The following is an 11,925-nucleotide window of genomic DNA, read 5'->3' as shown; positions in this document are numbered from 1 at the left end:
AAGGGGAGTGCAGCATGGATCAACAATTTGCCGGGCTGGGCGTGTTGTTTGTCGCCGGATTCGGGCCCATCACGCGTGAGAGCGACGAGAGTAAGGCATTTTATGTCGAGGCGCTGGGGCTGCCGCTCAAGCCGATGCCGGGCAACGAAACCTATCTGCTGTCGGAGCAAGGCGCGCTGGACGGCGTGAAGCATTTTGCCCTGTGGCCGCTGGCGCAAGCGGCGCAGTCCTGCTTTGGCGACGATCGCTGGCCGGCGGATCTCGCGGTGCCGCAGGCGTGGATCGAGTTTGACGTAGCCGACATGGCGGTAGCCACCCAGGGGCTGGTCGATCGCGGTTATCGGCTGTTGGTCGCCAACCGCGAAGAGCCGTGGGGGCAACGCGTTACCCGGTTGCTCAGCCCGGAAGGACTGCTGGTTGGCGTCACCTATACGCCCTGGCTGCGTTAAACGCCGTGCCGTTCGCCGCCGTTTTGCAGCGGCGGGCGGCCTAAGAACAAATACGCATTAGCTTAAAGCGATCTGCGCTATAGACCTATCGAATCCCCGAGTTGTTTCCTTCCCTGAAAGCAGTAATCCCGTTCATTGCGTAAAAACCAAGGGCCAGAACGCGCTATTGCCATGCCATTTTACGGCGATTTTCCCCCGTCTTTTTTTGCCGCCAGGTGACTGATGGGAATAGAGATTATTCTTATATTTCCATCAATGCTTAAGAAATAATAATGATTCTCGTTTTCAACCACGGAAAGGAGAAGGAACGATGAAAACAGTGAAACGAACGGGCATCGCGTTGGCGATAGCCCTGACTTTCCCCCTGGCATTGCCTGCCGCTATGGCGGCGCAACCCTCCCTGACAAACAGTAAGGCGGCGACGATGACGGAAAAACACGGGCAGTTTATTGCGGTCGGTAAAGTGGTGCAGGTGACCTTCGGCGATTTCGCCTTCAAGCTGGATTTTACCGATGACAAGACCATGACCTTCACCGGTATCGGCGAGGCGTCGCAGGGCATTACCGACACGGTACAGTACACCGCAGTGGAGATTCGGCCGAAGGTCTACATGGTTTATTGGCACGAACCGCAGTCCGGCGACAACGTGACGCATATCGAGGACTTTGAGCGCGGCGAGGTGTACACCAACATCGCCGCCAAGGACGGCAGCTTCACCCATCTGAAAGGGCAGCTGAAAATCGTAGGTCACTCAGGAAACTAAGGAGCAGTTATGAAAAAGGCATTGATCGCCTGTGCGATCGTCGGCGGCTTGCTGGCGAGTTACCCGGCGTTGTCAACGGATCAGGCGGCGTCGCAAAAGTCGGCCGGCAAGGGCGGCTATCATCATGCCCAGCAAAAGCTGAAGGTGGTGGAAGATCTGTACGCGGGCTTCTTCAACCGCCACGACATCGGCGTGGCGCAGAGGCTGATTGTGGAAAACTACAAGCAGCATAACCCGTTCGTCGGCGACGGCATCAAGCCGTTCCTCGATTTCTTCAGCCAGACCTTTAAAGACAATCCGCAATACAGCGCCAAAATATACCGCAGCGCGGTCAACGGCGATCTGGTCTACGTTCACGTCAAATACCAAAATAACCCGCAGGATCGCGGCACCGCCAGCGTGGATATTTATCGGGTGAACGATCAGGGGAAAATCACCGAGCATTGGGACGTCAATCAGGATGTGCCGGAAAAATCGGCTAACGACAATACCATGTTCTGAGCCACAAGGGCCGCTGCGGCGGCCCTCTACGCGCCTGCAACACTTTATTTACTTACATAAATATTAAATGACCGCCGCGTCGAGTAGGCTACGGCCGCCTTTGGCAGTGGTGGTACGGTTGATGGGCGTCATTGTCCCGCCACTGCTTGAGGCGTTTCCCCACATTCCCCGTTATCCCGCACGTTGATTTTCCACTTTTTTGAACTGATGGCGCAGCTGCAGCGCATTGCAAAGCACCAAGACTGCCGTGACGGCGAACACCCAACGGAACCCCATCATCGCCGAAATGCCCGATCCCAGCAGCGGGCCAACCACGTTCCCCAGGTACATGAAGGATTGGTTATAGCCGAAGATGCGCCCGGTCACCTGATCGGAGGAATACTTCAGCAGCAGCGCCTGCACCGCCGGCATCAGCGCGCCGTCGGCAAAACCCAGCAGGAAGCGCAGAATGCCCAACTGCAGCGGCGTATTGACCCAGGCCATCACGGCGAACAGGCCGGTGGTGAACAGCAGCGCGGCGATCAGGATGCGCGCGGTGCCGATGCGATCGCCGAGCCGCCCGAGGCGCGGCGCCGAGATCAGCGCCGCAATGCCGGGCACGGCGGCGATCATGCCGCTGACAAAGGCGATATTGCTGACGTCGCCCGATAGCTCGCGAATGAACAGCGTCAGGATCGGGCTGATGGATGAGTTAGCCAGCTGGATCATCAGGGTACAAACGAACAGGGTGACGATCAGCGTCGGATAGGGCAGCGAACGGAATACCGCCTTGCCGCTCAGCTGATCCGCTTTTTTCACCGTGATGCGCCGCTCTTTAATCAGGAACAGCGTCACCAGGAAGCTGACGAACATCAGCCCGGCGGTGACGAAAAATACCACCCGCAGCCCCAGATGGTCGGCCATCAGCCCGCCCAACAGCGGCCCGGCGATCACGCCGGAGATCTGCCCGGTAGAGAGCGTGCCCAGCGCCCAGCCGCTTTTATCACGCGGCGCCTGCGAGGCGACCAGCGCCATGGCGTTGGGAATATAGCCGGACGTCAGCCCCATCAGGGCGCGCAGCGCGAACAGCTGCCACACGTTAGTGGCCAGCCCCTGCAGCGCGATGACGATCGCCATGCCCAGCGAGGCGCGCAGCAGCATCAGCTTGCGGCCTTTGCGGTCGGCCAGGCTGCCCCACAGCGGCGAGACCACCGCCGAGACCAAAAAGGTGCCGCTGAACACCAGCCCGGACCACAGGCTGAGGGATTGGTGATCGCTGACGCCGAGCTGTTCGACGTACAGCGGCAGAAAAGGGAGGATTTGGCTCATCGCCAGCCCGGTGAAGAAACACCCGAGCCAGACCGAGATCAGATTGACTTTCCACGCTTCCATCGGCTTACCGTACCACGTTGAATAAGGAGGGATTTATTAAGCAAAATAATAATAACACTGCAAATTAATCGGCGAGGGGCAAATGCGTGAGCAAACGTAACCCTGCCGATGCAGTGTCTTTTTTGCTATATATTAATAGCTATATTATCATAGGTAACTAGGTTAAGCCAGAGCGGCGCGGTAGCCAGGCAGGGCACTGCGCGATCCGGCGGTGTGAAAGCAGGGATAAACTGAACGCTAGATTGATGCCAATGAAAAAAGATCACCCTGAAGACGTGACGCTGCTGCGCACGCAGTTAATGTCGCTGGTGCGCCGTTTACGGCGCGAGTCGCGTAGCGACGAAAAATCCTGGGCCCAGCTGATGCTGTTGGGGGCTATCGATCGCCACGGCGGCGAGGCGACGCCGTCGCTGCTGGCGGAATCGGAGCGCATGCGTTCCTCTAATCTGGCGGCCGCGTTGCGTGAGCTGGAGGCCGACGGGCTGCTGGTGCGCACGCCGGATGCCGAAGATAAACGCCGGGTGCGGGTACGCCTGACGCCCGCCGGGCTGGGCCTGCTGCAGCAAAGCCGCAGCCGACGCGAGGCGTGGCTGCTGGCGGCGATGGAAAGTTGTTTAACGGAGCAAGAACAGGCGCTGTTGGTTGAGGCGGGGGCGTTGATGGCGCGGCTGGCGGCGGCGCCAACGGACGAGGAATAATCGCTGGGCGGCCGGTGCGCCGCCCGTGCAGCGAAGTTACGGCATCGGCCAATCGGCCGGCATGGTGCTGACCACGTCCACGTAGCGATCCCAGGCCGATGACCAGAACTGGGTGAAGGCTTCCAGGGTAAGGTGGATGCCCATCAGGCCCATCACGAACCAGCAGGCGGTAAACAGGCCCAGGCTGCTGAACATGAACGCCATGCCGTTGCGGCTGGTTTTACGGCAAACGACGTTTAACTGGCTGGCGAAGAACATCATCACGGCGCTCAGCAACTCCCAGCGCATCATGACTAAACCGGTGGCAATGGTACTCATCGAACTCGATCCTATGTAACAAAAAGCCGCATCCGGCAGGGCGCCGACAGGGAAATGCGGGGGAATATCGGTAATAGTGTGATTAAGATCACATTGTAGCATTGGGGCGAACGGGGGCTCAATGGGGATCGCGGTGAAAAAATCGCCGCCGGTAACATTCCAATATGCTGAAACAGTTATGCCATTTCATTAGCAACCTTTTCATGGGGCGTCGCGCCCGATAACGCTATGCTTGCCGGCTTTTCAGCTCCCTGATTTTGCGGGGAAATGTGACGCAAAAGGTACCGGCACTGCATGGCCCTGTTAAAAGAAACAATTCGCGACCACTCTGCGGAAGAAAGACTGTTTATCCGCCGGGCAGGCGTGGCGCTGGCGCTGGTAGTGGTGTGCTTCGGCGTATTGATCGTCAACCTCTACCGGCTGCAAATCCGCCAGCACGGCTTTTACCAGACGCGCTCCAACCAGAACGACATCAAGATGCTGCCGCTAGCTCCCAGCCGCGGGCTGATCTTTGATCGTAACGGCACTCCGCTGGTGCGAAACGTGACACTGTATCGTATCGAGATCACGCCCAGCAAAATCACCGACATGGCGGCGCTGCTGCAGGCGCTGACGCCGATCGTCGACCTGACGCCGGAGGACATCAGCGCGTTTCGCGATGACATGCACCACAACAGCCGTTACAAGCCGGTGACGCTAAAAACCGGTCTGAGCGACACCGAGGTGGCGTGCTTTGCCGTCAATCAATACCGTTTCGACGGGGTAACAATCGATACCTATCAACAGCGTGAATATCCTTACGGCGCTCAGCTGGCGCACGTTCTGGGCTATGTGTCGAAGATCAACGACAGCGATCTCAAGCGCCTGGACAAGGCCGGCCTGAGCGAAAACTACGCCGCCGACCGCAACATCGGCAAACAGGGCATCGAAGCCTATTATGAGTCCGAGCTGCACGGCACCACCGGCTATCAGGAGGTGGAAGTGGATAACCACGGGCGGGTGATCCGCCTGCTGAAGGAGCAGCCGCCGAAGGCCGGCAAAAACATCTACCTGACGCTGGATCTGCCGCTGCAGCAGTACATTGAATCGGTGCTGAAGGGGCAACGCGCCGCGGTGGTGGTGGAAGATCCGCGCGACGGCGGCATTCTGGCGATGGTCTCCAGCCCCAGTTACGATCCCAATCCCTTCGTCAAAGGCATCGGCTATCAGGCCTATAAGGCGCTGCTCCGCAACCCGGATCTGCCCCTAATCAACCGCGTCACCCAGGGGCTGTACCCGCCGGCGTCCACGGTGAAGCCCTACATGGCCGTTTCGGCGCTGTTCGCCGGGGTGATCACGCCCACCACCACCTTTTTCGGCGCGCCGACCTGGACGCTGCCCGGCACGGAGCGCCGCTACCGCGACTGGCTGAAAACCGGCCACGGCATGCTCAACGTCACCAAAGCGATCGAGGAGTCTGCCGACACCTTCTTTTATCAGGTGGCGTATGAGATGGGCATCGATCGTATTCACCACTGGCTGAGCCAGTTCGGCTACGGCCAGTCCACCGGCATCGATCTGAACGAAGAGTATCGCGGCGTGCTGCCGAGCCGCGACTGGAAGCTGAAGGTGCACAAAAAAGGCTGGTATCAGGGGGATACGGTTTCGGTGGGCATCGGCCAGGGGTATTGGGTGGCGACGCCAATCCAGATGGTAAAAGCGCTGACCACGCTGATCAACAACGGCCAGGTGAAAACGCCGCATCTGCTGTATTCGCTGCAGCAGGGCAACCGGGTGACGCGCTACCAGCCGCCGGCGCAAGCGGCGCAGATCGGTGATCCCCACTCGCCTTACTGGGGCATCGTGCGCAACGGCATGTACGGCATGGCCAACCTGCCGAACGGCACCGGTTACAAGCTGTTCCATACCGCGCCGTACCAGATCGCCGCCAAATCCGGCACCTCGCAGGTGTTCAGCCTGAAGCAAAACCAGACCTACAACGCCAAAATGATCCCGGTGCGGCTACGCGATCACATCTTCTATACGCTGTTCGCGCCTTACAAAAACCCCCGGGTGGCGATGGCGCTGATCCTGGAAAACGGCGGTGGCGACGGCGTGGTGGCGGGGCCGACCGCACGCGCGATCCTCGACCATATTTTTGACCCGGCCAACGCGCCACAGCCCGGTGATATGCCGCAAAGTAAACCGCAGTTAAACGACAGTGCGGATGTGCAACGGTGATGCGGTTTGTTTTTACTTTCTTACAAACTGCAATCTCCTGACCATTTCCGGCAAGGTAGACTGAAATAACACCATAAACCGAATAAAAACGTAGGGTTAACACAACAGTGGCGCCATCGACCAAAAAGAGCGGTAAAACCTATTCCACAGTTCGTTTCGGCTGGATTTGCGCCGGCATGCTGGTCTGTTTTTTTCTGTTGGCGTTCAGGGTCGGCTACCTGCAGCTGCTGGAACACCAGCAGTTGGCGGATCAGGCCGACCAGCGTTCGATCCGCACCCAGGTGGTGCCGACCAACCGCGCTATGATCACCGATCGCAACGATGAGGCGCTGGCGGTCAGCGTGTCGTCCAAAGACATCGTGCTGGACCCGAAGCATATTCTCGATACCCAGACCGATACCGGTAACGAACGCTGGCAGAGTATGGCCAACGTGCTGAAGATCCCGCTGGCGGACATCCAGCATCTGATCCAGAGCAACGCGCACAAACGTTTTGTCTACCTGGCGCGCAAGGTGGAGGACGACAACGCCGCCTACATCAGCAAACTGCACCTGACCGGCGTCAGCGCCGAGCAGGATTTCAGCCGCTTTTATCCGATGGGCCAGGATGCCGCCGGGCTGATCGGTATCGTCGGCCAGGACAATCAGGGGCTGGAGGGCATCGAGCTGGGCTTCAATCCGCTGTTGCAGGGAAAAAACGGCCTGCGGGTCTATCAGAAGGATGGCAGCGGAGCGGTGATCGGCGTGCTCAAAAGCGTGGATCCGGTGCCACCGCCGAACGTGACGCTCAGCATCGACAAATTTATCCAGTACGTGCTCTATGCGCAGATCCGCGACGGCGTGGTGGCTAACCAGGCCGACTCCGGCTGTGCGGTACTGGTCAAGATCGACACCGGCGAAATCCTCGGTATGGCCAGCTATCCGTCGTTCAACCCGAACAACTATGGCAGCACGCCGGCGAAAGATATCCGCAACGTGTGCAGCAGCGACAGCTTCGAACCGGGTTCGACGGTGAAACCGGTGGTGGTGATGGTGGGGTTGGAACATAAGCTGATCCGGCCGGATACCGTGTTGGACACCACGCCGTATCGGGTGAACGGTCACCTGATCAAAGACGTCGGCCACTGGTCGAAACTGACCATCACCGGCGTGCTGCAAAAATCGAGCGACATCGCGGTATCGCACATTGCGCTGGCGCTGCCGGCCACCGTGCTGCCGGCGGTCTACCGTAGCTTTGGCCTGGGGCGGCCGACCGAGCTTGGCATCGGCAACGAGAGCAGCGGCTATCTGCCGCAGCACCGTGAACGCTGGGCCGATATCGAACGCGCTACCTTCTCCTTCGGCTATGGGCTGCGCGTGACGCCGCTGCAGATGGCACGCGAATATGCTGCTATCGGTTCCTTCGGCATTTATCGGCCGCTGTCGATCACCAAGGTGACGCCGCCGGTGATGGGGCAACGTATTCTGCCGGCGGATACGGTACGGTCCGTGGTGCATATGATGGAGAGCGACGCCTTGCCTGGCGGCAGCGGGGTGAGCGCCGCGGTACCGGGCTATCGGCTGGCGATCAAAACCGGTACCGCCGAGAAAATGGGCCCCAGCGGCAAATACGACGGCGGCTACATCAACTACACCGCCGGCGTGGCGCCGGCCAGCGATCCGCAGGTGGCACTGGTGGTGATGGTCAACAACCCGAAAGCCGGCAAGCACTTCGGCGGTTCGGTGGCGGGGCCGGTGTTCGGCAAGATCATGGCCCAGGTGCTGGAGCACATGAATATCCTGCCGGATGCCCAACCGCTTAACGTGGTGTCGTCGGTCAAGAGCTGATGGGGATTAGCGCGATTCCAGCAGGCGCTTTAGCGCCCGCAGATCGGCGTTCACCAGCCCGGCGTCGCGGGCGAACAGCGCGTCGTCCATGCCCGGCTGGCGGAACAGGGTGAAGATCACCTCGGTGCCGTGCCGGTTGGCGAGCGCGCGCAGCGGCACGTAGACCACGCCGCCGTTCGGCAGCGTCACCCAATGATCCAGCACGCCGAAGGCATTCGGCGCGCTGAAGCGAATACGAAGTTTTCCCTGTGGGGTGTCTGCCACCCATTCTTCATCTTCCTGCCGTAAACTGTTGGCTAACCCTTTGGCCCACAAGGGGAAATTTTCCGGCTGGCTGAGAAAGGCGTACACCTCGTCACAGGGGCGGTTGATGGCAATATGCAGCGTTTGCGTGCTCAGCATCGTGGCTTCTCCGGTTGGCGGTGATACTTCAGTGTAGATCTCGCCGTGCTCAGAAGTAGTAACCGATGTTCACGTTAGTGCGAAAATACCATTTATTGCTGCCGGAGGATTGCGTGCCGGTCCAACCGGTGGCGTTTTCCACGCCGCCCCACGGGTTGGCGTTCTGCGCCCAGGTCAGATCCACCCACAGCATCACCGGCATGGCGAACACCTGCACCCCGAGCGTATTCATTTTGGAGTCGGAACCGCCGTGCTTATCCTTCCAGAGCACGCTGTAGTCGTTGTAGAAGCGCAGCTTTTTCACCGGCCCCCAGGGTACGTCGACGTCGCGCGCCAGGTTGATGGCGGCGGTGGTGGCCTGCGACGGGATCAGATAGGCCGGCGTCAGGCCGTTGCCGCCCATCAGGATCACCGAATTGTTGGCCCCGGCCGGGCCTTTGGCGTCGTAACCGTAGCGGATCACCTGGCCGGACAGATGCCAGGGATCGTTATTCACCAGCGTATGCAGGCCTGCCGCCCAGAAGCTGCCGTTATCGCCGGTAGCCTGGTTGTAGAGCCGTGAGGCCGCCAGCGAACCGCCGAGCTCATTGTCCCAGCCGCCCTGGTGGAAAGCGCGCGTCAGCCGCAGGTTTATCTGATCGCGTTTTTCGTTGCGCTGCAGGTGCTGTGACGCATAGTTGGTGTTTTTCAAATCGTCGTAGCTGGCGACGTCGGGGGCGTAACGCACGCCGGTCGGCATCATGCGCGGGTAATAGGCGGCGTCGAAGGCCCAATCGTCATGCTGATATTGGTATTTGGCGCCCAGCCCGGTGTTGACGCCAAAGCCGAGGTAAAACGGAATGCCGTACGACCAGCCGAACTGCGGGTAGGGCATCAGGCCGAACGGTTTGAACGGCGCGCCCAGTTGCACGGCGGAACGTTCAGACAGGTGATAGCCGACATAGGCGCGGTCGATGGCGTATTTGCGCCGATCCTGAAACCAGAATCCGCCATCGAAAAATGCATCGTTTACCTGGCCGGCGGCATCGATGCGAAAGGCGTCAAAGCGTAAATGCGGAGGATTACGATAATTGCTGCTGTGCCAGTCTTCATAGCGATAATTGGCGCGCAGTGCGCCGCCGATATCAATATTCTTTTTATTATCCTCGCTTTGCCAATGAATATGCGGAAATGCCGGGCGGCTTTTTTTTACCGGCGCTGCGGTGGTGGCAGCATCGTTGGGCAATGCGGCGACGGTTGCATAACTCACTGGTGAAACAAGGAAAAAACAAAGCGTGATCTTGCGCATAGCAGGCCCCTGAAGAAAATAGACTGTTTATTAAGGCGAGCGAGTTTCACCTGTGAACAGGGCATTTACGCTCATCGGTTTTATATTTGAGACGATTTTATTGAGCGTTTCATATATTAAATTCCGCGCCGGTTAATATATGAAACTTTGTTTCTTTTTTAATGGAAAAACTATAAATCCGGTATTAAACAAGTCAAGAAATAAAAATGAGAGTTGACGGGCAATACCGATTATTGGGGGATCTTGGCCGGCGGGGGCGACGCAGAGCAGGCTGAAATAGTCGTGTCATCAATGCCCGTTAGACTCGCGGCATCCTGGTATGACTGACTAAAAATCATGAACATAAAACTGACACTGGGCCGCAGGGTAAAACCTGCGGCAGCGCTACCGCGTGCGTTTGGCTTCGGCAAGAGCATGGGCTTATTAAGCGGGGTAATTTGCGTTATCGCGCTATTTTCTCTGCTGCAATTGTTTTCCACCCTATTTATTTCCAATATTTTGCGCGACGCCAAGGTTAATCTGGTGACGGGCGATGCGTTGCATCGCCAGCAGGCGACAATGGATCGCGCCAGACTGTCGCTGCTGACGGCCAGCGATACCCTGAACCGTGCGGGCATCTATTATCTGCAGGATAAAGCCACCGGCTCCGAGGGCAGTTGGCATAGCCTGCTGGATGAATCGTTGGCGGCGTTGGCGGCTTCAAAGCAGGCCTTTGCCCGGTTCGAGCGCTTGAGCACGGCTGCGCCCGAAGCGACGGGCGCCCTGAAAGACAGCTATCGTCTGTTCTATGACGGCCTGAAGGAACAGGCGCAAGGGTTGCAAAGCAGCGCCAGCGTCGATGCGTTTTTCGCCGTGCCGATCCAGGCGTTTCAGGCGGATTTCAACGAGAAGTATCTTGCCTACCAGACGCTGAACGAGCGGCGTGGCGATGACGTCAACGTGCGGCAATTGGCGGCGCTGGAGCAGGCCAAGATCTTTGCGTTTGGCGCGCTGGCGGCGCTGGCGCTGATTGCCGTGGGGGTCTGGGTCGGTGTCTCTCGCTGGGTTATCGCACCGCTGCAGCGGGCAATCGCGCACCTCAACGTGCTGGCCGCCGGCGATCTTTCGCGGCCGTTGCCGCCTGAGCGGGCGTTGAACCGCGAGATGCGTCAGCTGCAGACCAGCATTGGCCATATGCAAAACGGCCTGCAGCGGCTGGTGAGCGAGGTGCGCGATGCGGCGAGCGGGATCCTGAGTGGCGTCGGCCGGCTGGCGGACGGCAATCGCCAGTTGACGGCACAGTCGGCGAAGCAGGACGGCGAATTGCAGTTGGCGACCGAGCACGTGCAGCAGCTGGCGGCGCGGGTGGAAGAAAACGGCCAATACGCCCAGCAGGCCAGCCAACGAACCGAACAAGCCCGGCAGTACGCCGGCGCCGGTGAGCAGATGATGGAAACCGTCAATGTTTCAATCCAAGGGATCGTCAACCAATCGGCCGAGATGCGTGGCATCGTCGCGCTGATCGACAGCGTGGCGTTCCAGACCCATATTCTGGCGCTGAATGCGGCGGTCGAGGCCGCGCATGCCGGCGTTCACGGCCGCGGCTTTGCCATCGTAGCCAAAGAGGTGGGTCTGTTGGCGCAAAAGAGCAGCCATTCGACGCGCGATATTCAGCAGTTGATCAACCGTTCACTGCAGCAAATCGATCAAGGTTCGCAGGCGGTGGATCTGCTGACCGGCAACCTGCGCCAGATTATCGATCTGGTGAACAAATGCAGTGCCCTGATGGGGGAAATCTCGCAGGCGTCTTTCAATCAGGGGGAGAGCATTCAGGACGTGACGGCGCGCATTGCGGCGCTGAATCAGGTGGTGCAACAAACCGGCGCCGTGGTGAACGCGGTGACCGACGCTTCTCAGTCGCTGCAGGGCGAATCGGAACGGTTGGAAAAAGCGATGGCGCGTTTCAGGCTGCCTGTGCAATAAATAACCCTGACGCAGGTTAATGAATAATAAAGCTGCGCTAAACGTTATTTATTATTTTCCACCGCTGAGGGACGTTATTTCGATAAATAAAAAACAGACCGGCGCTTATGGATTAAAAAAGTGCCGG

11 protein-coding genes are annotated in these 11,925 nt (G+C 58.8%); 7 read left to right on the top strand and 4 right to left on the bottom strand.

The annotated features are described in order from the left end of the window. Positions 1-14: 14 nt before the first annotated feature. From BVU99_RS16375 to BVU99_RS16365, 3 genes are all read left to right on the top strand, one after another. Positions 15-449 carry a glyoxalase gene (locus tag BVU99_RS16375; RefSeq protein WP_099816827.1) on the top strand — a complete coding sequence of 145 codons (435 nt, stop codon included), beginning with the start codon at positions 15-17 and terminating at the stop codon, positions 447-449. A gap of 310 nt (positions 450-759) precedes the next feature. Further along, entirely contained in the window at positions 760-1,212 is a 453-nt protein-coding gene (locus BVU99_RS16370; protein ID WP_028127408.1) for a MoaF N-terminal domain-containing protein, read from the top strand. A 9-nt stretch (positions 1,213-1,221) separates the two neighbouring features. Then, on the top strand, positions 1,222-1,713 hold the full coding sequence (locus tag BVU99_RS16365; protein WP_025302780.1) for a nuclear transport factor 2 family protein: 492 nt from the start codon (positions 1,222-1,224) through the stop codon (positions 1,711-1,713). Positions 1,714-1,884: 171 nt separating this feature from the next. Here the strand turns inward: BVU99_RS16365 and BVU99_RS16360 are convergent, their stop codons facing one another. Then, positions 1,885-3,084 (bottom strand): multidrug efflux MFS transporter, encoded by a 1,200-nt coding sequence (locus BVU99_RS16360; RefSeq protein ID WP_004940721.1) that lies wholly within the window; start codon positions 3,082-3,084, stop codon positions 1,885-1,887. A gap of 251 nt (positions 3,085-3,335) precedes the next feature. Here BVU99_RS16360 and BVU99_RS16355 point away from each other — a divergent pair, with 251 nt between their 5' ends. Beyond that, positions 3,336-3,782 carry a MarR family transcriptional regulator gene (locus BVU99_RS16355; RefSeq protein ID WP_038629307.1) on the top strand — a complete coding sequence of 149 codons (447 nt, stop codon included), beginning with the start codon at positions 3,336-3,338 and terminating at the stop codon, positions 3,780-3,782. Between the two features lie 36 nt (positions 3,783-3,818). Here the strand turns inward: BVU99_RS16355 and BVU99_RS16350 are convergent, their stop codons facing one another. Beyond that, positions 3,819-4,100, bottom strand: a complete 282-nt coding sequence (locus tag BVU99_RS16350; protein WP_004940713.1) for a YjcB family protein — start codon at positions 4,098-4,100, stop codon at positions 3,819-3,821. A 294-nt stretch (positions 4,101-4,394) separates the two neighbouring features. Here BVU99_RS16350 and mrdA point away from each other — a divergent pair, with 294 nt between their 5' ends. Continuing rightward, positions 4,395-6,320 (top strand): penicillin-binding protein 2, encoded by a 1,926-nt coding sequence (gene mrdA / locus BVU99_RS16345; RefSeq protein ID WP_099816828.1) that lies wholly within the window; start codon positions 4,395-4,397, stop codon positions 6,318-6,320. A 107-nt stretch (positions 6,321-6,427) separates the two neighbouring features. Beyond that, positions 6,428-8,146 (top strand): penicillin-binding transpeptidase domain-containing protein, encoded by a 1,719-nt coding sequence (locus BVU99_RS16340; RefSeq protein WP_043142739.1) that lies wholly within the window; start codon positions 6,428-6,430, stop codon positions 8,144-8,146. Positions 8,147-8,152: 6 nt separating this feature from the next. Here BVU99_RS16340 and BVU99_RS16335 read toward each other — a convergent pair whose 3' ends face one another. After that, on the bottom strand, positions 8,153-8,548 hold the full coding sequence (locus tag BVU99_RS16335) for a polyketide cyclase (protein ID WP_099816829.1): 396 nt from the start codon (positions 8,546-8,548) through the stop codon (positions 8,153-8,155). A 49-nt stretch (positions 8,549-8,597) separates the two neighbouring features. Then, positions 8,598-9,836 carry a hypothetical protein gene (locus BVU99_RS16330; protein WP_043142747.1) on the bottom strand — a complete coding sequence of 413 codons (1,239 nt, stop codon included), beginning with the start codon at positions 9,834-9,836 and terminating at the stop codon, positions 8,598-8,600. A 414-nt stretch (positions 9,837-10,250) separates the two neighbouring features. On the opposite strand from BVU99_RS16330, the gene BVU99_RS16325 reads away from it, so the two are divergent. After that, the gene (locus BVU99_RS16325) at positions 10,251-11,798 is read left to right on the top strand and encodes a methyl-accepting chemotaxis protein (RefSeq protein WP_210403912.1); all 1,548 of its coding nucleotides are present in this window, start codon (positions 10,251-10,253) and stop codon (positions 11,796-11,798) included. Positions 11,799-11,925: the final 127 nt, after the last annotated feature.

The organism is Serratia sp. OLAL2 (assembly GCF_002752475.1).
GTDB lineage: Bacteria > Pseudomonadota > Gammaproteobacteria > Enterobacterales > Enterobacteriaceae > Serratia > Serratia bockelmannii.
This window is presented reverse-complemented; position numbering and strand designations above follow the sequence as displayed.

What these genes read in the sequence shown, in the direction of transcription:
- BVU99_RS16375 (WP_099816827.1), top strand. Translation starts at nt 15, where the DNA reads ATGGATCAACAATTTGCCGGGCTGGGCGTGTTGTTTGTCGCCGGATTC.
- BVU99_RS16370 (WP_028127408.1), top strand. Translation starts at nt 760, where the DNA reads ATGAAAACAGTGAAACGAACGGGCATCGCGTTGGCGATAGCCCTGACT.
- BVU99_RS16365 (WP_025302780.1), top strand. Translation starts at nt 1,222, where the DNA reads ATGAAAAAGGCATTGATCGCCTGTGCGATCGTCGGCGGCTTGCTGGCG.
- BVU99_RS16360 (WP_004940721.1), bottom strand. Translation starts at nt 3,084, where the DNA reads ATGGAAGCGTGGAAAGTCAATCTGATCTCGGTCTGGCTCGGGTGTTTC.
- BVU99_RS16355 (WP_038629307.1), top strand. Translation starts at nt 3,336, where the DNA reads ATGAAAAAAGATCACCCTGAAGACGTGACGCTGCTGCGCACGCAGTTA.
- BVU99_RS16350 (WP_004940713.1), bottom strand. Translation starts at nt 4,100, where the DNA reads ATGAGTACCATTGCCACCGGTTTAGTCATGATGCGCTGGGAGTTGCTG.
- mrdA (WP_099816828.1), top strand. Translation starts at nt 4,395, where the DNA reads ATGGCCCTGTTAAAAGAAACAATTCGCGACCACTCTGCGGAAGAAAGA.
- BVU99_RS16335 (WP_099816829.1), bottom strand. Translation starts at nt 8,548, where the DNA reads ATGCTGAGCACGCAAACGCTGCATATTGCCATCAACCGCCCCTGTGAC.
- BVU99_RS16330 (WP_043142747.1), bottom strand. Translation starts at nt 9,836, where the DNA reads ATGCGCAAGATCACGCTTTGTTTTTTCCTTGTTTCACCAGTGAGTTAT.
- BVU99_RS16325 (WP_210403912.1), top strand. Translation starts at nt 10,251, where the DNA reads ATGGGCTTATTAAGCGGGGTAATTTGCGTTATCGCGCTATTTTCTCTG.